Origin of the sequence: Aquimarina penaris (genome assembly GCF_040786285.1) — a bacterium.
Taxonomy (GTDB): Bacteria; Bacteroidota; Bacteroidia; order Flavobacteriales; family Flavobacteriaceae; genus Aquimarina.
Map to the genome: position 1 here is coordinate 1,479,010 of NZ_JBFMKQ010000001.1, position 21,550 is coordinate 1,500,559.

Genomic DNA, 21,550 nt, shown 5'->3' on the forward strand with positions numbered 1-21,550 from the left:
GCATCATATAAGAGACGTTATGTGCAATTAAAAAAGAATGGATACAACTAAAAAACAAGAAATAAGAAATTGGTACATTGAAAAAAGACCTGTTTTCAAAAAACTTACTAGTAAAATAGAAAGCATACTTATTGAATTAATTGAAGAAAGTGACATAAACATTCACAATATCTATTCAAGAACCAAAGATATTGATTCTTTTGACACTAAAATTTCTAAGAAATCCTATAAAGAACCAAAAAATGAAATTCATGATTTAACAGGAATAAGAATTATTACTTATGTCGAATCTGATGTCGAAATCATTAGTTCCATTGTAAAAAAATCATTCAAAATCGACATAAAAAACAGTATCAATAAGAAAATGGAATTAGGAATTGATAGGGTTGGATATCAATCTGTACACTTTGTTGCTGAATTAAAGAATGATAGATTAAAACTTCCTGAGTATAAGAAATTTAAGAATATGAAATTTGAAGTACAAATCAGGACTATTCTTCAACATGCATGGGCTGAAATAGAACATGATAGAAATTATAAATTTTCAGGTCAGTTGCCTGAGGAAATCAAAAGAAGATTTACTGTACTTGCTGGAGCTTTAGAACTTGCTGATAGAGAATTCAATTCAATTGCAAATACCATTGATAATATTTCTAGTCAAGTTGAAGAAGGCAATAAAACAGGTCAGTTAAACATTGAAATTAATTCAACTACTTTAAATTCATATCTTAAAAATAGATTAAGTAAATATCTGGAAAATGGTTCAATAGAGGATAGTCGCGATAAACATGAAGAAATAGAGATGATAGCTAATCTAAACACTTTAAATATAAAAACACTTGATAATTTAGATGGCATAATTGAGGAAAACTATATCGAAAAATTCATAGAAAATATTAGAGAACCAAGAAATTATTTTGATTTTATTTCTAATCTATTACTCTATAAATTCAGTAAGACATTTTTTCAATCGATTGATCAAGATTTTTATGATGGAATTTTTATAGATGAGTTGGAACTTCACAAAGCATTAGGAGTCCCTATAGATGATATAATTAGAAAGAATAACATTGAAATATTAAAAAGCACATAATAACGTATATAAAAAATAGCTAGTAAGAACTAAATCCCTCGCTACCACTAGTCTCACGACTAGTGGCGATACAGAAGTTTCTATAGCAAACGATCCTTCTCACCACTACAACACACAAAACCCTATAAAATAGCACCCACATCTATAGTGAGCAAATACTAAAAACAAACGAAATAGTTAAAATCAAGTTAATTAATTACCGAACGTTTGGTAAAAAACTATTTAATGTTATATTTGTGCCATTATGAGACCAGTTAAAGTAGAAGATAAACAATTAATAGAAGGCCTGTTTAAGGTGTTTAGAGACAAAGGCTATGAAGGGGCAAGCCTTAATGAATTAGCAGAAGGGGCAGGTCTCAAAAAAGCAAGCCTGTATCATCGTTTTCCAGAAGGTAAAAAAGAGATTGGATTAGCAGTATTATCATATTCTTCAGATTGGCTACAGGAGAATTTATATCCTATACTAGATAAAAAAGAGGTATCACCTATCGAGCGTTTAGATAAAAGTTTAGCAATGATTAGCGAATTGTATAACGATGGAGAAGATACCTGTATTTTGAGAGCACTATCCATGGAGTCTGGAATGCAAATTTTTGGAGAAGAAATAAAAAAAACAATGAGCCAATGGATTATGCACTTTACAAAGCTAGGATTAGATTTTGGATTTGATAAGGAACAAGCTACCAAAAAGGCAAAAGACATTTTGATTAAAGTACAAGGAAGCTTGGTGGTCGCTAATGCAATGTCTGATCATACCATTTTTGTATCCACCATCAACGAAATAAGAAACCTATATAACACATAACTATTTTTTTGAAACAATATTTTACCGAACGTTCGGTAATTAAATAAATAAAGCAATTAAAACTTGAAATCATGAGAACATTAAAAATCACATTAAGTACTGTAGCATTAGTAATGATAACGTTAACCACCTATTCGTTTACCGAAACCAAGGAGACAAATAGAAACGTAACAGAATCATTAGACATATCAACGACGTATAAAACAGTCGAAGTAAACGGATTGGATATATTTTATAGAGAAGCGGGTTCAAAGAGTAAACCTACTATTTTGTTATTACATGGGTATCCTACATCATCTCACATGTTTCGTAATTTGATAGTAGATCTAGCTGATGATTATCATGTTTTGGCGCCAGATTACCCCGGATACGGAAGATCTGAACAACCACCTATGTCTGAGTTTGAGTATACCTTTGATAATATGGCCACTATTATAGAAGGTTTCTTGGCAAAACTAGAGGTACAGAAGTTTAGTGTATATCTTATGGATTACGGTGCTCCGGTTGGATTTAGAATTGCCTCTAAATATCCAGAACGTATCGAATCGCTAATTGTTCAAAACGGAAATGCTTATGAAGAAGGGATTACAGATTTTTGGAACCCTCTTAAGAAATATTGGAAGAACCCCTCTCTAGAAAATGGGAAAGCTCTAGAAGGTTTTCATAGTATAGATGGTTTAAAATGGCAATATACCCATGGCGTAAAAGATGTAAGCAAGATTAGCCCAGATAATTGGGAAATCGACTTACGACATATCAACCGCAAAGAAAATAACGAAATCCAGTTAGCCATGTTTTACGATTATAGAACCAATATCACTTTGTACCCAAAATGGCAACACTATTTAAGAGAGCACCAACCACCAACATTAATCGTTTGGGGTAAAAACGATCATATCTTTCCAGCATCAGGAGCACATCCTTATAAAAAAGATCTCAAAAACTTAGAGTTTCATTTATTGGATACAGGGCACTTTGCTTTGGAAGAAAAAGGAAAAGAAATTGCCAACTATATTCTTAAATTCTTGAAAAAGAATAACATTAAATAACCACAATAGCAATTTTAAAAAAGGGGGTTCACTATTGCAGTGAACCCCTTTTTGTATGTATCTTATGTTCTACCCTTCAAAAACTCATAGACTGCTGTAAAATCTTGTCCTCCAAACCCTTGTTGTTTGGCTTGTGCAAAAATTTCTTTAGTAGCGTTTAGGTTAGGGGTAGCCACTCCATTTTCATAAGCCGAAATGCTCGATAGATGCAGGTCTTTTTGTATCCATTGTAATGGAAAATTTGGTTCGTAATTATTATTCTCGAGTTTGGGTCGTATAGCAGTCATTACCGGAGCTACAACAGGGGTGTTGAGCAGTACATTAAATAGCGTTTCTTTTGCTAATCCCATGGCTTCACCCATTACTAATGCTTCAGCAAAGGCAACCATAGATTGGCCCAAAAGCTGATTAATAAGCATCTTCATAGCGGCTCCTTGCCCTATATTGCCCAGATGTAATGTTTTTTTACCCATGATATCAAAAAGAGGAGAAACTTCTTCAACATCTTTGTGATCACCACCAACCAGAAATAGTAATTCACCCTGTTCTGCAGGCCCTTTGGTACCAGCTACGGGAGCATCTAGATAACGTACTTGAGATTCTTTTGATAAGAATTCCATCTCTTTTGTAAAAGATGGGTTTATGGTGCTGCAGTTGATCCAAAGAGATTTTTTTCTCATTCCGCTAAGCAACCCGTTTTCTCCCAGCGCTATTTCTTTAACTACTTCGGGGGTAGAAAGCATGGTAATCACAACGTCTGATTTTTCTCCAACTTCTTTGACAGAGTTGGCCCAAATAGCACCATTATCGATAAGCTCCTGTGCTTTTTCTTTTGTTCTATTATGTACGATTAGTGCATACCCTGCTTTTTGAAGATTAGCCGCCATGCGGCTACCCATAATTCCGAGTCCGATACATCCTATTGTTTTCATTTTTGTATATTTTAAAGTATATACAAATGTCCATGTTTAGTAGTATATGAAGTTTTCAGAAAAGCAAAAACGTGTGTTTTTCGGTCAAAACATTAGATCAACATATTCTTTCTATGATGAATCTGGAATTTTTTGGGAGAAATGTCGAACCTTTGCTGAAAAGCTTTACTAAAATGTGAAGAGTTTTCATAACCTACCTGTAATGCTATGCTGGTCACCGAATCATTTTTTTCTTTGAGTAAGCGGGTTGCTTTTTCTAACCGTTTTTCGATCAACCATTTTTTAGGAGATATATTAAATTTAGATTTAAAATCTCTTCTAAACGTAGAAATACTTCTACCCGTGAGATAGGCATAGTCTTCTATGTCAAGAGGTTTATCAAAATGTTCTGTCATAAACATTTTGATATTCTTAGGCTCTCTATGTTTTAGAGACTGAAGCCTGTTTATAAACGCTTTTCCTTGATCAGAAATACTGATGAGATGAAGAAATTCTAGCAATTTAGGTTTGGTAAACTGGTTTTGATGTTTTCCGCGATATAGCGTAATGAGGGTGTCAACAAACAACCTGAGGTTTTGATCATAATCGATGAGTATAGTTTCTGCATCAATCTCTGGTTTTGTGGTTTCAAAATTCATCAGAAACTCATCGGTGATTTCTTCATCAAAGAAGAAAACTATGGCTTCAAAAGATTCATTTTTGGGGATAATATCAGTGATCATATACAATCCTTTTGGTAAAAGGATCATTTGATTTTTGTGAACTATGGTTAGTTCTCCATTAGGTTTTTCGACCTGTAAAGACCCATTTAAAACCAAAGTCAAGGCGTGAGCTGCCAGGTAACGTTCATTCTGTAAATCTACTTGTTTCACCTTTTTTATGACCACACAAGAAAGCCCATCAACCAAGACTTTCTCTATGTTGGGATGTTGGTAGAATACATGCGGTACTACTTTCATAAGGCACAAAAATCTAAAGAAATAATTATTTTAAATGCGGGTTTTTACTAAAAGTAGTGATTTTCGGTCAGAATGTTTACAAAATTAAATCATGCGTCTTTATACAATTCATCGATTCCTTCTTTGATTGATAGGGCATTTACATAGCCTAACTCTCTTCTTGCTTTGCTATCATCTACAGAAAATTCTCGTCCCATTAATCGAATCATAATAGGCGCTACGGGTGGTTTTGATTTTAATCGAAATGTTTTCCAAATAATATCTATAGTATTCGCCAAAAAAGAAGCAACGGGCAACGGTATACTTTTATCCCCGGGATTGATCCCCTGTGATCTTAGGATTGCGGTAAAGAAATCTCTCATGGGCCTTCGTTCTCCATCGGTCACAAAGTATGCCTCTCCGCCCTTTTCGGAAACTAAGGATGCTAAAATTGCATTTCCCAGATTTTTTATATGAATTGTAGAAAGTATTTGGTCTCCTTTGCCCAACCATTTCCATTTTCCTTCTATTGCCCTGGCAAAAATTTCTTCATAATGGTGATTATTATTCCCCCATATAGCCGGAGGGCGTAATGAAATGGTCGTAAATGATTTTGAATTCTCGGCAAGTACTTTTCTTTCTGCAATGGCTTTTGTTTTGGGATAAAGTGCTTTTGGTAGTTCGAAACCGGCATCAATCTCTTTTGCATTGATAATAGGCGAACCCGCGATTACCGGAGCAGCGCTGATATATATAAACTTGTGAACTCCGTTTTCTTTAGATAAAGAAAGTAGATGTTCGGTAGCTTTTACATTGATATCATAAAAAGTTTTAGTATCATATGTAAAGTTCATATATGCGGCCGAATGTACTACGCAATCGCAATATGATAAGGCTTCTTCTGTGTTTTTTGAAAGGGAAACCAAGTTGTCTAGTACCGAAATCGCACCTAATTCTTCGACTTTTTTAGCAGATTTTTCGCTTCTGGCCAATGCGTAAATGGTATGTCCTTTTTCAATTAATATCGGAATTATGTTTTGACCTACAAAGCCCGATCCTCCTGTTACAAAAATAGTCATAGTCCTTTTTTTGATCAAAAGTAATATGGGAAACACCGAAGTAATTACCTCAAAAAGACAATCTCTTATCCCTAAAGGGCATTATGCTCGAATTTCTGAAGGGAGCATATGAAACTGTTTCTTAAAAGCGATGGTAAATTTGGAAGGATGTGAATACCCAAGTTGATAACTCACCTCAGAGATCGTTTGTGATCCCTGTATTAACTCTCGGTATGCATATTGCATTTTTGCTTGTAAATGATATTGATAGGGTGAAGTCCCGAAAACTTGTTTAAACACATTTTTAAATTTGGTTAAACTCATTGCAGATAGTTTTGCGAGATCTTCATTCGTAGACATGTTAGACATAAAAGGATCACGAAGTTTACCGGCAACCATGAAGAGTGTTTTTAGATCTTCTGAATTAATGTTCTCAGAGTTTTTAAGAGGAGAACGCTTTCCAAGTTTTTTAATAAAAATTCCTAAGAAACTAAGTAGATGGGCATGTTTTTGAAAACGATTGGTTGATGATAGTATCTTTCTAAGATAATTTTCAGAATCAAGATCAAGGTCTTCATAGATTAAACTACTCGAAGAGATTACATGTGATATATGACTAAATTCTTCTTTTTCTTCGAGATACCGCTGTATCATCATTTTAGGAAATCGTACCAAAAGAATAGTAAAAGGAACTCCAACCGGGCTTATACTAGAAACAGAAGTTCCTGGTTTGTAAAATAACATTCCAGAGGGTTGATTACGTTGTATTTCTATATACGCGCCATTTACCGTTTTATCTACAGATTTTTCTGATAGATTGATGTTTAATAAAAAATAAGGACTGTTGTCGGGGTTTTTGGATTGTGTTTGTATTGGTTGATGTAATGCAAATTGCATGGATATGAGTTCAATATCTCCGTCAAAAGATATTTTTTCGGCAGTACCCACTCCCCATTTTTCTGGAATAATAAATTTGTTTTCAACAATCTGGGCACCTAATTGGTCACTAAATTCCTTTAAGATATCCCGATCTATATGTATATGAAGTTGCATAGGTTAAAGATAGGTAGAATAAGATTTAAGAAACCACCTTCTCTTTATAATACCGATACAAGTCCTCAGACGATGCTCCCATCCATCTGCGCATATGGATGTTTAAAAAATGATACTGTAGGGTCCAGACCCCAACTTCTCTATATTTTCTGGCCGAGGTGATCACATATTTAGGGATGATCACAAATTGATCAATGGCAAAAAGTCGATCTACCAGATCATTATCTTCGTACACAATATACGCTTCGTCATACCCATTGATTTCTTCAAATAACCGTTTGGTAATAAACTGACTTTGATCTCCGCCGCGACAACGCTTACTTTCAAACTGTGTTAACCATCCCAGAAAACGTAACCAGGGATGATTAGAATCAAATTTCATCCTAAAACAACCTGCAGTATTGCCTTTTTTTACTTCATCGATAATATATTGGTCATAATGCAAGGGGGGTAAAGAATCGGCATGTAGGAAGTATAGAATTTCTCCTTTCGCGCATTGAGCGCCTGTATTAAGTTGTACGGCCCTACCTTTTTCTGAAGTGATATATCTGATCGTTGTTTTTTCGTTTCGGGATAAGGTCTCCACCACCTCTCGTGATCCATCGGTACTGCCCCCATCGACTACGATAATCTCTTCAAGATGATCCTGGGTGATCGCATTATTAATTAAGTGCGAAAGCAGCGTACCCATGGTAGCTGCTTCGTTAAGTATCGGGATGATAATTGATATTTTCAATTTTGGGATATTATAATTTGGCTGTAAATGTACAGATTTAAGCTTCAATCATACCCTTTTATGATTTAGTCGAGTACAAAGGCCGGAGTTACCACAGCTTGCTCATTTAATAACCAATTGTATTCTTTATACCCTTTTTTAGGCTGATTCGAAATTTTTACTTTTGCATATCGGTTGATAAAGTCTTTTACATCTCCGCCATTTACCTTAAAATCTTTTTTGTACCAGGTAAATATTTTAGAAACACTTACTTCTGTATTGGTGATTGTATTTCGAACTGGATCATTAATAAATTTTTCGGTTTGTTGATCTAATGCCTCGTGTAGATTATCTGCAGTGTAGGCTCTGTTCCATACTACAGGACAAGAAATCGAAGCGCAGTTAACGGCAAAGTGAATTCTTGGATCACCAAACTTTCTTATAATTTTGTGCTCAAGCTCACCCAGGCTATGCCATACTCCATCAATTTTGAAGAATTTCTTATCCCAAGGATCTTTAAGATCTTTAATACTCTTTAAAGGATAACTATCAATAACCAATTTTATCGTATAGGCATTATAGGCATTAATCCAATAGGCTAGTTTTTCTTCTCTGGTCCAATCTTCTTGAGGTGGATTTTCTGAAAGTTGTCTAAAATATTGATAGAGTTGAGAACTATCTCTCATAAAACCATTATAATCTACTTTTCCATCTTCAGATACATTTAGAAGTAGGGCTTGATCCCAAACGCTATGATTAAATTTACTTTGTGATTGAAGTTGATTTATGAATAGAACAGCAAGTAGAAGAAGTATAAGTTTTGGAGCTTTCATAATTATTATTTTTTTGAACGGTTAGTATTTGATTTATGATTGTATTCTTGATTTGGGTATTTAGTTGACAATCGAGAAATGACCTTACAAATACAATGACATAAATTTTCTAAAAGAAAAAAGGCATACCAACAAATGAAGGTGTGATTATTTTTCAACACATGTTTGTAATATGTTAAAAAACAGCTATTTATGTTCTAATTGATTAAAATATACGTGAAGATATTTCACCATAACTTCTTGTCGATTTTTACAGAAATTTTAACACTTAAAAAGTATGATTAGCTTAATTTTTAAGGAAAAAAATTCTCTTTTAAACCTGAGTTCGATCTAAGGAATTGATTAAAAAAAGCCGTCAAATTGAGTGATTTTTCATAGTGACCTCTCGACTACGCTCGAGATGACAGAAGAAAAATTGTATCGAAATTAGGCTTTTGATTGAAAATTCACTTGTCTTCGATAGTTCTGCTGAGCCTGTCGAAGTGCAATTTTCTATCGAAAATCACTCAGACTGACGTAAATTTTCTTACATCGACTTATGTTTTTTACGTCATTTTTGAAGGTATGATAAAGAATAAACTACTCATTTAAGCTCCAGTCGTAGGCTTTAAAACTCTTTTTAGCATCGGTATTAATTACAATGTTCGAATACTTATTCAAAAAGTCGATCAAGGATCCTTCTTTTTTAAAATCTTTACCAAACCAAGAGAATATTTTCGAGATTTCGATCTTCTCGGCAGTAATTGTATTCCTTTTGGGATCATTGATAAAAGCAATGGCGAGTTTTTCGAGCTCTTGATCTACATTTTGTGCTGTAAATGCTTTATTAAGTAGTGGAGGGCAAGAAAATGAAGCACAATTAATACCAAAGTGAATTCTAGGATCGTTCATTTTTCTAAGAATTCTGTGTTCTATATCATTTAGGGTATACCATGTAGTTCCTATTTTAAAAAACCTCAAATCCCATGGATCTGCAATATCTTTAATACTCTTTATAGGATACTTATCGATGATTAATTTTATAGTAAAGGCATTGTAGACATTCATCCAATAGGCAAGTTTATCGGCTTTAGATGCAGTCTTGCCGGGTGCATTTTGTTCTAATGCTTTGAGATACGTTCTAAATTGTGCACGATCTTGTTTAAAACCTTTATAGTTTACAATACCATCGGCAGATACATGTTTTGCTAATAGTGTGTTCCAGGGTTGGTGGCTTAATGCTTTTGAAACCGTTTTTGGTTTTTCTTCTTCTTCTTCTTTTTCTGCTGCTGCTTTGGGTTTAGGAGGCTCTTCTTCGGTTTTAGGTTCTGGTGCCTTTTCTTCTATAGGAGCTACAATTTTTGGAGTCTCTGTATTTTCCTCGGGGGTAGTATACTCTGTAGTTGTAGTTTTTGGGGCATGCTGCACTACATTTTTACTTCCGCCGCAGGCAAAAAATAAACAAATAGATGCTATAATAAGTAGGTTCTTCATGCTACGTAATTACTTCTTTAGTTTAACAGGATATATTTCCTGTTGTATAAAATCCTGCGGAAAATCTTCGTCACCTTCAAATCCAAGTTCGATATCTCTTCCATCTTTCGGGATATGGTTTGTTTTAAACACATAATCCCATATACTTAGGGTAAGACCAAAATTCGCGCCATATTTTTTGTGATCGGGTAAATCCTTAGCATGATGCCAGATATGCATTTTAGGATTATTGAATATGTATTTTAAAACTCCGTAATCCCAACCTAGATTTGCATGGTTTAGGTGCCCGATAATTAGAGCAAAGAAATGCACAATGGCCACATCCTGGGCATCAAATCCACCGATAATGGCGATAGGAATATATAGTAACGATTTATAAACTACGGGCTCCATCCAGTGATATCGAAGGTGTGCTGCAAATCCCATTTCTTTTACCGAGTGATGTACTTTATGAAAATTCCATAAAAAAGGAATTCGATGCAATAAGCGATGCGTGTTCCATTGTGTAAAATCACTTACAATGAAGAAAATCATAAGGCCTACTACTTTGGGTAGTGCATCTACATCAAAAAGTTGAAATGTTGAGATTGAGATTCCTAAAACACCAAGAATATCATTAAAAAAAGCAGCTGCGATATTAGATAATGCTATTAAAACGATGAGGTTGAGCAGAAAGAAATTAAAAAACATATAGAATGTATCTAACCAGAAATCTTTTCGAAACCGGGGTTGATTTTTTCTCCACGGAAACGCAATTTCGAGTATCCACACTACAAAAGAAACGATAATTAGACCATAGAAAAAGTTGTCCCAAGAATTTTGAAAAAAGATTTCATTTTTGAGGTAATTCCAATACCCCAAATACGAGTTTTTTATGATTTCTATATAGTTCTCCACACCGTAAAAATAACGATAAGATTATTCTTAGCGTTACAATTTATGAAATCCAGGTACATTACTGCTCGTTAAGATCCCAATTGTATACCATGTACCCTTTTTTTGGCACTTTTTTAATCTGAACGTTAGAATATCGATTTATAAATTCGGCAACATCACCTTTATTAAAGTCATCTTTGTACCATTCAAAGATTTGTGAGATACTAACTTTATCTTCGGTAATTATATTTTTTGTAGGATCATTAATAAAATCTCTTGTACATTTCTCCAGGGCTTGTTCTATATTGGCAGCGGTATAGGCCATGTTCATAAGCTTCGGAGAAGAAGTAGAAGCACAGTTGATTAAAAAATGAATTCTGGGATCCCCCATTTTTCTTAAAATCTTATGCTCTATATCATCAAGACTATAGCGTTTATCCTTAATTCTGAAGAATTTTTGATTCCAGGGATCATGCAGTTCATTGATATTTTTTACCGGGTAATTATCGATAATCATTTTTACAGCAATAGAATTATAAGCATTCACCCAATAGGCTAATGTTTCTTGTTGAGACCATTGGTCGGTAGGGGGATTTGCTGATAAAGATCTAAAATATTTATAAAATAAAGGACTGTCTTTCATAACGCCTTCATAGTTCACCTTGCCATCTTCAGACACATTAAGGATAAGAATTTGATCCCACACAGAGTGATCTAGTGTGTTTTGGGCAGTACCTATAAAACAAAATAGGGCAAGTAAAAACAGAGGCAGTATTGACTTGTATTTTTTTGTAGTTACCATTTGACGTCTAAATTTTGTGTTTTGAAATTCATTAAAAGTAATAATTTCCTTGTGTTTTTAGGAGTAAAATAGTTAAAATAACCGATAAAACGCAAATTTTGCGGTTAAACCGTATTTTTTAATCAAAAGGAGGAAAGGAGTATTCCTTTTTTTAACAATTGGGAAATGGCTTTTGATTGTACAATATATAAGGATTGTGTATCATTGCAATCGAACTATTTAACTATGATTAGTACAGAATTAAACTTGCCGTGTGGTGTAACGTTAAAAAACAGACTCGTTAAGTCTGCTATGACAGAACGTATTAGCAATAAAAATTTGGAACCTACAAAAGGTCATGAACGATTATATAAAGATTGGTCTGATACCGGAGCAGGTTTATTAATAACGGGAAATGTTGTTATTGATCGAAAGCATTTAGAATCTGCCGGGAATGTATGTTTTGATGACGAAAATATGTTGCCTAAACTAAGCTCCTGGGCCCAGTCATCAAAGTCTAATGGTAATCATGTATGGGTACAGATTTCACATTCGGGAAGGCAAACCAACAGATTTGGAACCAATAGACCATTGGCTCCTTCTGAAGTACAATTGCAAAAAATGGGGCTTTTTGGGAAACCAAAGGCCATGACCGAAGACGATATCCAAAATGTGATTCATGGTTTTGTAAAAGCTGCAAGGATGGCAAAAAATGCTGGATTTACAGGAGTACAGATTCATTCTGCTCATGGGTATTTGTTAAGCCAGTTTTTATCCCCAAGAACTAATATCAGAACCGATAAATGGGGAGGAAGTATCGAAAATCGTAGTCGTTTACTGCTCACTATTATTAAAGAAGTTAGAAAAGAAGTGGGTGCAGATTTCCCAATAGCAGTGAAACTAAATTCTGCAGATTTTCAGAGAGGAGGATTTACAGAAGAAGAATCACTAGAGGTGGTAAAAATGCTCGATAAAGAAAAGATAGATCTATTAGAGATTTCTGGCGGGACCTACGAAAAACTTGCTTTCTTTATTCTGAATGAAGAAGGAGCCGAGGTAAAAGAAAGTACAAAAAGAAGAGAAGCCTATTTTATTGATTTTGCTAAAAAAGTAAGAACGATAAGTACATTACCTTTAATGATTACTGGTGGTTTTAGATCCTATGATTTCTGTAATGAAGTTTTAAAAAACGGAGAAGTAGATTTAATCGGTATGGGACGACCATTTATTACCAATCGAGAAGATATCCCTGCATTTCTAAATGGAGATATACCCAATCTAGAGAATCTTGTGTTGCGCACAGGAATGAAACAATTTGAAGACTCTGCCGAAGGAGGTTTTTATGCCCGACAATTAATTCGTTTTTCTAAAGGAAAGAAACTTAAAACCAATATGAGTCCGTTATGGTGCTCTATGTTTTTAGTATTGTATGAGTTTAGAAAGGCAATGTCCAAAAAGTTTTAGAAGATAAGGATAGTATAGATAAACTCGTACCGAACTACCGTCTATTTTCTAAATGTTAGTTCGGTATGAGTTGTACTCTAATTGTAATCAGTTATAATTATATTCTTGTAGTATATGATTTAATGGTTACTTGTAATAGGCGTAGTTTCACTTTTTTTATTCAAGCTCCAATCATATGTGATATAGCTATTTTTTGATATTTTATTTATCTTAACAGTAGCATATTGATTTATAAAATCGGCTACATCTATATCATAACTTTCAAAATCCTCTTTATACCATTCAAATACTTGTGAAATTTTAACGGTACTCGAAGTAATCTGATTTCTTTGCGGGTCGTTAATAAACTCTCTTGTTCTTTCTTCAAGAGCTTCATTAATATTTTCGCTTGTATATGCTCTATTCCATAATCTGGGAGATGACATGGATCCGCAATTAAGTAAAAAATGGATTCTGGGATCCCCAAATTTTCTTAAGATACCATGTTCTATATCATCTAAACTGTAGCGAACACCTTGAGTTTTAAATACTTTACGTTTCCAGGGGTTTTCTAGATCATTTATTGATGCTACAGGATATTCGTCAATGATCATTTTCATTGCAGTAGCATTGTAAACATTGAGCCAGTAGGCTAATTTCTCTTCATTAGTCCAGTTTTCTTTTGGGGCTATTTTGCAGAGGTGTCTAAAATAGTCATAAAACACGGCAACATCTTTAGTAACACCATCATAGTCCACCATTCCGTTGTCTAATACATTAAGAATTAAAATTTGATCCCATGAAGAATGATCAACTTTTTCCTGGGCGTAAAAAGTAGCGCATAGGAGAAAGGCTAAAATAAAATGAGGGGTTTTAAGGGGTTTCATTTTGTTAAGAATTTTTTGAGGTTAGTAATAAAATAAGTTGGTAAGAATCCGTAATATACAAAAAAAACAGACGTAATACATTTTTTATGCAGTTTAGTAGGAAAATACTTCTTAAAAAATCAATAATTATGTAAAATCTTTAACAATATGATACTTGTGAAATTTCCCAAAGATTAGTCGTTTTTAGGAGTGAAAATGTAGGATATACAAGAATAAATATATTTTGTAGTGCTTTTTTTGATCCTAATTTGCTTTGAAAACATTAATGAATTGGGAGCTTAATTATAAATAGAAGATAGCGCTTGCGTAAAAAGAGTTACTTCTTCAATAGTTCCGGTACTTATTCTACACCAATCAAAAAATGGAGGGAATGGGCGTCCTATTAAGATTCCTTTATTCATCATTTCTTTATGAAGAATACTTATATCTTTTCCTGATTTAAAGAAAATGAAGTTAGTATCAGATTTCACATAAGACAACTTTAATGCGTTTAGCGTTTTATAGATCAAATCTTTTGCTTCTCGAGTTTTTTGCAAGCTAAACGTATAGAATTCTTTGTCATTTAATGCTTCTTTGGCAGCGGCAATGGCAAGAACATTACTATATGCTACCATGTTTTTTCGCAATTGTTGTGTTAATGCTGGTTTTGCAACCAAATACCCTATGCGCAAACCAGCCATACCATATACTTTAGAAAATGTTCGGGAAACAATTACATCTTTTTCTTGTTTAACAAGCTCAACCATAGATGGGTAATTAGGTTCATCGATATAATCATAATAGGCTTCGTCACTAAATAAGATAGTTTTATTACTTATGGCATTACAAAAATCCAGAAGTTTTTCTGAAGGTAGTATCGTAGAAGTAGGGTTATTGGGGTTACAAAGAAAGACTAATTTAGTTTTTGATGAAATTCGTTTTTCGATTTCATCCATATCGTATCCTTTGTCGTTTCCAACAGGAACCCAATTTACAGTTGCCCCCCATTGTTGTGCATAAGACATCATTGCCAAAAATGTAGGTTTTCCTGCAATGATTTCGCCACCGTTTGCTGCAAAAGTAAGTCCGGTAATTTTTAAACCCTCTGTTGAGCCACCACAAATAATAATATGATCTTTAGTTACCCCTTCTTTTTTGGCTAAAACCTCTGCCAATTCATCTGCATAAGCATATGGGTATCGACAACCATGCTCAAAAGCCGATATGATAGATTGTCTTACTTTTTCTGAAGGCCCATAAGGATTTTCATTAGAGCTTAATCGAATGAGTTTTGAAAGAGGTCTTGGATTAAATTTTTCGATTTCTTCTGCAGTAAGGGCATTGGCAAGTTCTAATCCTCCGAATACTACTAAACTTCCTCCTAAGGAGGTAGATTTTAACCATTGTCTTCTGTTCATGTTACTATTCTTTAAAATGATTGGCTTTCTAAAGATAGTAATTAATTGATTCTAATAGAGTTATGGGTTTTCTGATTAAGAGAGTCTCAAATTTGTGTTGATCGATTACACTATATTTTTAAGTAACAGAAATAGTAAACCACTTATAACAGCTGCTATAGGAAGCGTAAGCACCCAGGACAACAATATTTTGGAAATCATTTTAGGGTTTGCTTTTTTAGTAACGGTACCAATTCCAAAAATAGAACCTACAGAGACGTGTGTGGTCGAAACAGGTAACCCATGGATACTTGCAGTGGTCACTAATAAACCTGTGATCATATTTGCAGTAAATCCTTGTCCAGAATTCATGGGTGTTATTTTTTTACTCATTATAACTCCTACTTTCGTGGCATTCATAAGCCCACCCAGTGCCATAGTAATAGCAACGGCTATCATTCCCCATTGTATATCCAGCGTATTAATGATGAGTAATAATCCCACAATTTTAGGGGTGTCATTAAGGCCTCGGGCAAAACTAACTACCCCGGCACTTAAGAAATGCAAGCTGTCTAATATTTTTTGAGAAGTAATACCAAATAGTTCTCCACTATATGTTTCAACTGTGGTAGGTTTTATTGAAGTTGATACCTTGGTGGTTGTATTTGCGGTCATCGTATGGGCAGAAACAGTTAGTGAATCTGTCTTCTGTTCTTCATTAATATAAATACCGCTATTTTTTGTGATTTTTAGTTTTTTCCGGACGTACCTAAATATTACATAAGCTATTAAACTTAGTATGGCAGCCATCAACGGACTTACAACAAGAGGCATTAAAAATGTTTTGCCCAGCTTAATAAAGTTAAACTCTACGCCAATGGCCATCACTCCTGCTCCAAAAAGTGAACCCACCAAACTATGAGTTGTTGATATGGGCATACCAACCCTTGTAGCGATAAAAACAGTGATAGCAGCTCCCAGAGCAATTGAGATGGCAAAAACCGGCATGGTAATTAATTCGTTGGGGACTAATCCTTTTCCTGAGAAGTTTTTAACCAGTTCTTCTGCCAAAAAGATGGCAGCAATAGAACCGGAGAATGTGGTTATAGTAGCCCAATTTATCGCTTTTTTATAATTTGTGGTTCCGCTTCCGAAGAGTGTGGCAACACCTTTAAAGTTATCATTTGCACCATTACTATAGGCTAAAAAACAAGCAGCAATAAAAAGAAGAACCAAAATCATATATTTTCTGAAATTTAAGTACTCATAATTCGACGTTGTATATGAAGTTACCTTACAGTATTTATTATTGAATCATCAGAGAATGAAATAAAAAAGTCGAGAACACATAGTTGCTCTCGACTTTAGAATTATATATTGTTGATTACTGTTATTAACAGCATCCACCACCGTCATAGTGATACGTAGATTCGCTAATAAAGATATCATCTCTACCTAGATCGGCTAAAGCACCGGCAGTTTTATCACAAACCGCAATAGGTTGATTTTTTAGTAATACATGCCCTTTTTTATCATCAAAATAGTCCTCATCGCCAAAATAAATGGCTGCTTTACCAGTAAAGATACATGGCCCATCCTTTGGCATTGGATCTTTGATAGCCGCAACCTCGATAGATTCGATATAGATTAATTCATCGGTAGCGTAGTTCTTTGGATCAAGAATTCGATATGGTTTACGCGCCCTAATTTCTATAGTTCCGAAACCTACGTCGGTTAATGCTTTTACATATTCGGCAATAGGTAGACTTCCGCTCAGGCATAATGCTCTTAAACGTTCATCGTTTCGAAGGGTGTCGTTCATAGGTTGCTCACAAGTAGGATCACTCATAACTAGTCTTCCGTGAGGCTTTAGTACGCGATACATTTCTTCGATGGCTTTTTTAAGATCTTCTGCTTTAAATATGTTGAATAAACAGTTTTGCGCAGCAACATCTATACTATTGTCTTCAACAGGAAGATTAAGTGCGTCGCCAAACCTAAGATCAACATATTCACTCTTAAACCAATCGTTTTGAGCTTCGGCTTCTTTAAAGTTTTTATGAGAAGCATCCAGCATTTCTTGTACAACATCGATGCCAATAACGCCACTTTTTTGACGAGAGAAATATGAGAACTGTAGCAATTCCATTCCGCCACCTACACCAACGTATAAGACTTTTGGATTATTCGTTAAATCTCTTGCATTTACCGTACTACCACAGCCATAATTCATTTCCTGCATGATTTTAGGAATTTTAAGGCCTGGTAGCTCCCAAATAGGATTCGTAGTACAACATAACCCTACATCTGGGGTTAATGCTGCTTCTTTATACACATCGTGAGTAGTATCTAAATAGCTCATAAATTGATTTTATTCTTTCCTTCTAAAGTGGAAATATAAGGTATTATTGGGTTATAAATAATGTAGTCGAAAAGTTAAGGTATAACTTTCAGAATTCGTTTTTAAAGTAATTTTATAACTTCTTTGAACAGCGTAATCATTTCGGGCTCAGCTTTTCCTGCCAGTGCAATGATTTCATCTATATCTATAGGTTTTAAGTTCTCGGGATCACATTCGTCTGTAAGAACCGATACAGCTGCTACCGGAAGATTAAGATGATTAGCCACAATAACCTCGGGTACTGTGCTCATCCCAACGGCATCTGCTCCGATAGTTTTGAGATAGCGATACTCTGCTCTTGTTTCTAATTGTGGCCCTAATACCGAAGCATAAACTCCCTTATGCAGGTTAATGTTTTTCTCTTTGGCAATGGTTTCTAGTTGAGCATTGATTTTTTGATCATATGGAGCGCTCATGTCTGTAAATCGAGTTCCTAATTGTTCTACTCCTTTAAAAGCCAGGGGAGACCCTCCTTGCAGATTAATATGGTCATCAATAAGCATCAATTCCCCTTTTTTAAAGTTTAAATTAACCGCTCCAGATGCATTAGATACCAATAATGTTTTAATACCTAGTTTATGCATTATTCGTACAGGATAGGTTACATCCTGAAGCGAGTATCCTTCATATAAATGAAAACGTCCTTGCATAACCACAACGATTTTGCCTTCTAGTTTACCATAGATTAACTTTCCTTTATGAAATTCTACAGTTGCCGTTGGAAAATTTGGGATATGGTTATAACTTATTTCCTTAATAATTTCAACCTCATTTATTAATTGTCCCAATCCGGTTCCTAGTATAATTCCTATTTCGGGCTTGTTAAACCCTTTTTCTTGCAGAAATTCTGTTGTTTCTTCTATGTATTTGATCATGTTGTTTTATTAGCTTAAAAATTTTTGAAAAGCGTCGATGTCTTTAATATCTTCATAATAATCAACATCATTACGTTCTTCTAATAGTTTTATATTTTCTTTTTTTAAATCTTTCAATGTATTCTGCAGTACAGTTTCTGTACCCCAGTTTTTATTTTTAAAAACTTGTGAATTTAAGGATTTCATTCCAAATAAGTAATATCCTCCGTCTTCTGCAGGTCCAATTACATAGTCATGGGATTGCAATGCCAAAAATGCATTTTCTAGATCTTTTTGATTTAAGTCATACATGTCACTACCAATAATGATGATATTTTGATACCCTTTTTTGAAACCTGAGTCAAAAGCATGTTCCATTTTTTGTCCCAGATCATCTCCAAACTGTTGTTTCTTATCATAGATTTCAGAACTCCATAAATCGTTATCTCTTACCTTTACAGAGTAATGTACTTCTTTGGTTGTTTTAAGGTTTTTGGTGATGGCTACAGTATGCTCTAGTAAAAAGGTATAAATATCCAGAGCTGTTTGTTCTCCAACAGTTGCGGCAAGACGCGTTTTGCATTTACCCAATTCTGGATTTCGGGTAAAGATCATAAGTAAATTTTTTTCTTTCAATTTGAGTATACTTTTTTTCCTTTTCGTAACCATTTTGCCCATTGCTTAGAACAAGCATGTACTTCTTCGGTTATTTCTTCTTTAGAATTTACCACCGTATAATTTTTATTTTTCCATTCAAAAATACCACCATAAAGATTGTAAACGTTGATATATCCTTCGCCTTTAAGTTTTTCGGAGATATCTTCAGACCGAACGCCTAGACTACAGTAGACCACAATGGTGTCGTTTTTGGAAATATTTTGTTTGATGACAGACGTGATTTGAAAATCATTATACCCTACAAATTGAGCGCCCTTAAGATGGCTTACATTAAATTCGACTTTTTCTCGTGCATCAAGTATGAGTACTTCATCCTGAATATCTTTTAATGCTGTAACCGAGATATAGGGGATACTTTCATTATTGTAATGATCCAATAGCTCATCTAGCGAGTTTTGAGCAACGCTAAAATGAGTAATAACTAAAAATATGTAGCATATTTTAATCTTCATTAAGCTACTGTTCCTTGACAACTACTTCCTGCTCCTGCCGTACAACCATAACAATGTTGCGAAATTATTATATTTCTATTCTGAAGTAATTCTTCATTATACTCACTAATATGTTTCACTTTGCTGGCAACTTTAAGGCCAAGCATTTGATTGAAGTCACAGTCATATAACCATCCGTCCCAACTTATAGAAATAGTATTGGTACACATTACATTAGCAACAGCACTAGGATTATAGGCTTCTACAAGCGCATACATATAATCTTCATAGTTTTCTGAAGCGATTAGATAATCCAAAAATCTACTAATAGGTAAATTGGTAATCGCAAAAAGGTTATGAAACTGTATGTTGAAGTCCTCTAATAATGCCTTCTTGAAATCTTTTTCCATAGAGGCTTGATCACCAGGAAGAAAGGCTCCCGATGGGTTATACACCAAATCTAACCTTAGGTCACTATCTGGCATACCATATCCACGGTCGTTAAGTTCTTGTAAAGCTTTTATAGATTTATCAAAAACACCATCACCTCGTTGTTTGTCGGTTTTTCCTCTGGTCCAATGTGGCATAGAAGAAACTACATGCACGTTGTGTTTTTTGAAAAAATCAGGGAGGTCGTAATATTTTTTATTTGCTCTAATAATGGTTAGGTTACTTCTAACTATAAAATCTTTAATTCCTGCTTTACTTGCCTCTTCTACAAACCATCTAAAATTCGGATTCATTTCTGGGGCACCTCCTGTTAGATCCAGGGTATGAGCTCCTGTTTTTTTGATAACCTCTAAACATTGTTGCATGGTTTCCTTAGTCATGATTTCCTTTCTATCAGGACCTGCATCTACATGGCAATGCTCGCAAACTTGGTTACACATATATCCAACATTGATCTGTAGGATTTCTAGTTTATTTGGACGTAAAGAGGAATGACCTATTTCTGCAATTTTATCGGCAAATTTGGGTAATTCACCATTTGCAAAAATTCCGTTATTTAAGATTTCCAACTGTCTGTTGGCATCTGCTAACTGGTCATTGCGTTTATGTAGAGATTGTTTTGTTCTAGCTTCAGACATCTTCCTTTGTTCAATTAGATCCCAAACTTTGTGGGATTAGTACTTTGTTTTATCATGTGAATCTTATGCATTGGGATAAACTATTTGTAAGGTTTTCACCCTTCCAACAGCTTGCTTACATTTCCAGTTTGTTCACCTTATTCATCATCATAACACCATGTACCAAAGTAGCTCCGCTTTTGATTGCAGCACCTACATGTATGGCTTCCATCATTTCTTCTTTAGTAATACCTCTTTGTAAAGTGTCTTTTGTATATGCATCTATACAGTAAGGACATTGTTCGGTATGGGCTACGGCTAGAGCAATTAAAGATTTTTCACGGGCGGTAAGCGCTCCTTCTTCAAATACTTTTCCGTAATAATCGAAAAATTTTGTACCCAACTCTTCACTCCATTCTGTGATTTTTCCAAATTTTCTTAGGTCAGCAGGGTCATAATATGTTTTAGACATGTTTCTGTATTGTTTTTAGTTACAGACATAATTATATATGTCGTGTTTAATGTAGTAAAGCTTACAATAAAAAGTGTTTTTTTGATTAAAAAAGACTAAAGTCTTTAATATGTGGGTAAAATAAAAGACAAAGTGCAATTATTAGGTTTTTTTTATCATTTTTTTACTCATTAAATTACTTCTATTGGGATTTTAGAACGTTGTATCTGAATTTTTGGAGATACTGTTCTGACGAAAACACAAGAAAAATGTTACCAAAACATCATTTTTTATGAAAATTCAATAATACAAACGCTTGCATTTTTTTGAGCTCTACTTTTGTTTAATTCGGTGAA

Annotated in this window: 22 protein-coding genes; 4 read left to right on the top strand and 18 right to left on the bottom strand. The window is 34.4% G+C overall.

The annotated features are described in order from the left end of the window. Positions 1-37: 37 nt before the first annotated feature. The 3 genes from ABW637_RS06190 (at position 38) to ABW637_RS06200 (ending at position 2,947) form a co-directional block, all read left to right on the top strand. Entirely contained in the window at positions 38-1,093 is a 1,056-nt protein-coding gene (locus tag ABW637_RS06190) for a GTP pyrophosphokinase (protein ID WP_367583773.1), read from the top strand. 244 nt (positions 1,094-1,337) lie between these two features. Beyond that, positions 1,338-1,898 (top strand): TetR/AcrR family transcriptional regulator, encoded by a 561-nt coding sequence (locus ABW637_RS06195; protein WP_367583774.1) that lies wholly within the window; start codon positions 1,338-1,340, stop codon positions 1,896-1,898. 71 nt (positions 1,899-1,969) lie between these two features. Then, positions 1,970-2,947 (top strand): alpha/beta fold hydrolase, encoded by a 978-nt coding sequence (locus ABW637_RS06200; RefSeq protein WP_367583775.1) that lies wholly within the window; start codon positions 1,970-1,972, stop codon positions 2,945-2,947. A gap of 62 nt (positions 2,948-3,009) precedes the next feature. Here the strand turns inward: ABW637_RS06200 and ABW637_RS06205 are convergent, their stop codons facing one another. The 9 genes from ABW637_RS06205 to ABW637_RS06245 all read right to left on the bottom strand — a co-directional run bounded on the left by ABW637_RS06205 (position 3,010) and on the right by ABW637_RS06245 (position 11,627). Continuing rightward, entirely contained in the window at positions 3,010-3,879 is an 870-nt protein-coding gene (locus ABW637_RS06205; RefSeq protein ID WP_367583776.1) for an NAD(P)-dependent oxidoreductase, read from the bottom strand. A 92-nt stretch (positions 3,880-3,971) separates the two neighbouring features. After that, positions 3,972-4,838: a helix-turn-helix transcriptional regulator gene (locus tag ABW637_RS06210; RefSeq protein ID WP_367583777.1), complete on the bottom strand. Its 867-nt coding sequence runs from the start codon at positions 4,836-4,838 to the stop codon at positions 3,972-3,974. Between the two features lie 89 nt (positions 4,839-4,927). Next, positions 4,928-5,896 (bottom strand): NAD-dependent epimerase/dehydratase family protein, encoded by a 969-nt coding sequence (locus ABW637_RS06215; RefSeq protein WP_367583778.1) that lies wholly within the window; start codon positions 5,894-5,896, stop codon positions 4,928-4,930. An 81-nt stretch (positions 5,897-5,977) separates the two neighbouring features. Continuing rightward, complete coding sequence (locus ABW637_RS06220; protein WP_367583779.1) at positions 5,978-6,928, bottom strand: helix-turn-helix domain-containing protein; 951 nt, start codon at positions 6,926-6,928, stop codon at positions 5,978-5,980. A gap of 25 nt (positions 6,929-6,953) precedes the next feature. Then, complete coding sequence (locus tag ABW637_RS06225; RefSeq protein WP_367583780.1) at positions 6,954-7,664, bottom strand: TIGR04283 family arsenosugar biosynthesis glycosyltransferase; 711 nt, start codon at positions 7,662-7,664, stop codon at positions 6,954-6,956. Between the two features lie 65 nt (positions 7,665-7,729). Then, on the bottom strand, positions 7,730-8,476 hold the full coding sequence (locus ABW637_RS06230) for a DUF547 domain-containing protein (RefSeq protein ID WP_367583781.1): 747 nt from the start codon (positions 8,474-8,476) through the stop codon (positions 7,730-7,732). Between the two features lie 579 nt (positions 8,477-9,055). Next, entirely contained in the window at positions 9,056-9,949 is an 894-nt protein-coding gene (locus tag ABW637_RS06235; RefSeq protein WP_367583782.1) for a DUF547 domain-containing protein, read from the bottom strand. A 9-nt stretch (positions 9,950-9,958) separates the two neighbouring features. Beyond that, positions 9,959-10,846 (bottom strand): sterol desaturase family protein, encoded by an 888-nt coding sequence (locus tag ABW637_RS06240; RefSeq protein ID WP_367583783.1) that lies wholly within the window; start codon positions 10,844-10,846, stop codon positions 9,959-9,961. 58 nt (positions 10,847-10,904) lie between these two features. Beyond that, complete coding sequence (locus tag ABW637_RS06245; RefSeq protein WP_367583784.1) at positions 10,905-11,627, bottom strand: DUF547 domain-containing protein; 723 nt, start codon at positions 11,625-11,627, stop codon at positions 10,905-10,907. Between the two features lie 225 nt (positions 11,628-11,852). Between ABW637_RS06245 and ABW637_RS06250 the strand changes: the two genes are divergently transcribed. Next, positions 11,853-13,070: an NADH:flavin oxidoreductase/NADH oxidase family protein gene (locus ABW637_RS06250; protein ID WP_367583785.1), complete on the top strand. Its 1,218-nt coding sequence runs from the start codon at positions 11,853-11,855 to the stop codon at positions 13,068-13,070. A gap of 119 nt (positions 13,071-13,189) precedes the next feature. Here ABW637_RS06250 and ABW637_RS06255 read toward each other — a convergent pair whose 3' ends face one another. The 9 genes from ABW637_RS06255 to ABW637_RS06295 all read right to left on the bottom strand — a co-directional run bounded on the left by ABW637_RS06255 (position 13,190) and on the right by ABW637_RS06295 (position 21,215). Next, positions 13,190-13,936 (bottom strand): DUF547 domain-containing protein, encoded by a 747-nt coding sequence (locus tag ABW637_RS06255; protein ID WP_367583786.1) that lies wholly within the window; start codon positions 13,934-13,936, stop codon positions 13,190-13,192. A 278-nt stretch (positions 13,937-14,214) separates the two neighbouring features. After that, positions 14,215-15,333, bottom strand: coding sequence for a pyridoxal phosphate-dependent aminotransferase (locus ABW637_RS06260; protein ID WP_367583787.1), 1,119 nt, complete (start codon positions 15,331-15,333; stop codon positions 14,215-14,217). A 105-nt stretch (positions 15,334-15,438) separates the two neighbouring features. Further along, entirely contained in the window at positions 15,439-16,554 is a 1,116-nt protein-coding gene (locus ABW637_RS06265) for an inorganic phosphate transporter (RefSeq protein WP_367583788.1), read from the bottom strand. Positions 16,555-16,705: 151 nt separating this feature from the next. Continuing rightward, a complete protein-coding gene (arsM, locus tag ABW637_RS06270) occupies positions 16,706-17,674 on the bottom strand; it encodes an arsenosugar biosynthesis arsenite methyltransferase ArsM (RefSeq protein WP_367583789.1) in 969 nt (322 codons plus the stop codon). A gap of 101 nt (positions 17,675-17,775) precedes the next feature. Beyond that, a complete protein-coding gene (locus ABW637_RS06275; RefSeq protein ID WP_367583790.1) occupies positions 17,776-18,588 on the bottom strand; it encodes a purine-nucleoside phosphorylase in 813 nt (270 codons plus the stop codon). Positions 18,589-18,597: 9 nt separating this feature from the next. Continuing rightward, entirely contained in the window at positions 18,598-19,236 is a 639-nt protein-coding gene (locus ABW637_RS06280; protein ID WP_367583791.1) for a TIGR04282 family arsenosugar biosynthesis glycosyltransferase, read from the bottom strand. Then, a complete protein-coding gene (locus ABW637_RS06285; RefSeq protein WP_367583792.1) occupies positions 19,200-19,697 on the bottom strand; it encodes a rhodanese-like domain-containing protein in 498 nt (165 codons plus the stop codon). Before ABW637_RS06285 ends, ABW637_RS06280 begins: the two co-directional genes overlap by 37 nt. Further along, positions 19,697-20,764 carry an arsenosugar biosynthesis radical SAM (seleno)protein ArsS gene (gene arsS, locus ABW637_RS06290; protein ID WP_367583793.1) on the bottom strand — a complete coding sequence of 356 codons (1,068 nt, stop codon included), beginning with the start codon at positions 20,762-20,764 and terminating at the stop codon, positions 19,697-19,699. Before arsS ends, ABW637_RS06285 begins: the two co-directional genes overlap by 1 nt. 115 nt (positions 20,765-20,879) lie before the next feature. Further along, the gene (locus tag ABW637_RS06295) at positions 20,880-21,215 is read right to left on the bottom strand and encodes an arsenosugar biosynthesis-associated peroxidase-like protein (protein ID WP_367583794.1); all 336 of its coding nucleotides are present in this window, start codon (positions 21,213-21,215) and stop codon (positions 20,880-20,882) included. Positions 21,216-21,550 lie beyond the last annotated feature (335 nt).

Bases quoted from the DNA above. Each gene is read 5' to 3' on its own strand.
- ABW637_RS06190 (WP_367583773.1), top strand. From the start codon at position 38: ATGGATACAACTAAAAAACAAGAAATAAGAAATTGGTACATTGAAAAA.
- ABW637_RS06195 (WP_367583774.1), top strand. From the start codon at position 1,338: ATGAGACCAGTTAAAGTAGAAGATAAACAATTAATAGAAGGCCTGTTT.
- ABW637_RS06200 (WP_367583775.1), top strand. From the start codon at position 1,970: ATGAGAACATTAAAAATCACATTAAGTACTGTAGCATTAGTAATGATA.
- ABW637_RS06205 (WP_367583776.1), bottom strand. From the start codon at position 3,879: ATGAAAACAATAGGATGTATCGGACTCGGAATTATGGGTAGCCGCATG.
- ABW637_RS06210 (WP_367583777.1), bottom strand. From the start codon at position 4,838: ATGAAAGTAGTACCGCATGTATTCTACCAACATCCCAACATAGAGAAA.
- ABW637_RS06215 (WP_367583778.1), bottom strand. From the start codon at position 5,896: ATGACTATTTTTGTAACAGGAGGATCGGGCTTTGTAGGTCAAAACATA.
- ABW637_RS06220 (WP_367583779.1), bottom strand. From the start codon at position 6,928: ATGCAACTTCATATACATATAGATCGGGATATCTTAAAGGAATTTAGT.
- ABW637_RS06230 (WP_367583781.1), bottom strand. From the start codon at position 8,476: ATGAAAGCTCCAAAACTTATACTTCTTCTACTTGCTGTTCTATTCATA.
- ABW637_RS06235 (WP_367583782.1), bottom strand. From the start codon at position 9,949: ATGAAGAACCTACTTATTATAGCATCTATTTGTTTATTTTTTGCCTGC.
- ABW637_RS06245 (WP_367583784.1), bottom strand. From the start codon at position 11,627: ATGGTAACTACAAAAAAATACAAGTCAATACTGCCTCTGTTTTTACTT.
- ABW637_RS06250 (WP_367583785.1), top strand. From the start codon at position 11,853: ATGATTAGTACAGAATTAAACTTGCCGTGTGGTGTAACGTTAAAAAAC.
- ABW637_RS06255 (WP_367583786.1), bottom strand. From the start codon at position 13,936: ATGAAACCCCTTAAAACCCCTCATTTTATTTTAGCCTTTCTCCTATGC.
- ABW637_RS06260 (WP_367583787.1), bottom strand. From the start codon at position 15,333: ATGAACAGAAGACAATGGTTAAAATCTACCTCCTTAGGAGGAAGTTTA.
- ABW637_RS06265 (WP_367583788.1), bottom strand. From the start codon at position 16,554: ATGATTTTGGTTCTTCTTTTTATTGCTGCTTGTTTTTTAGCCTATAGT.
- arsM (WP_367583789.1), bottom strand. From the start codon at position 17,674: ATGAGCTATTTAGATACTACTCACGATGTGTATAAAGAAGCAGCATTA.
- ABW637_RS06275 (WP_367583790.1), bottom strand. From the start codon at position 18,588: ATGATCAAATACATAGAAGAAACAACAGAATTTCTGCAAGAAAAAGGG.
- ABW637_RS06280 (WP_367583791.1), bottom strand. From the start codon at position 19,236: ATGGTTACGAAAAGGAAAAAAAGTATACTCAAATTGAAAGAAAAAAAT.
- ABW637_RS06285 (WP_367583792.1), bottom strand. From the start codon at position 19,697: ATGAAGATTAAAATATGCTACATATTTTTAGTTATTACTCATTTTAGC.
- arsS (WP_367583793.1), bottom strand. From the start codon at position 20,764: ATGTCTGAAGCTAGAACAAAACAATCTCTACATAAACGCAATGACCAG.
- ABW637_RS06295 (WP_367583794.1), bottom strand. From the start codon at position 21,215: ATGTCTAAAACATATTATGACCCTGCTGACCTAAGAAAATTTGGAAAA.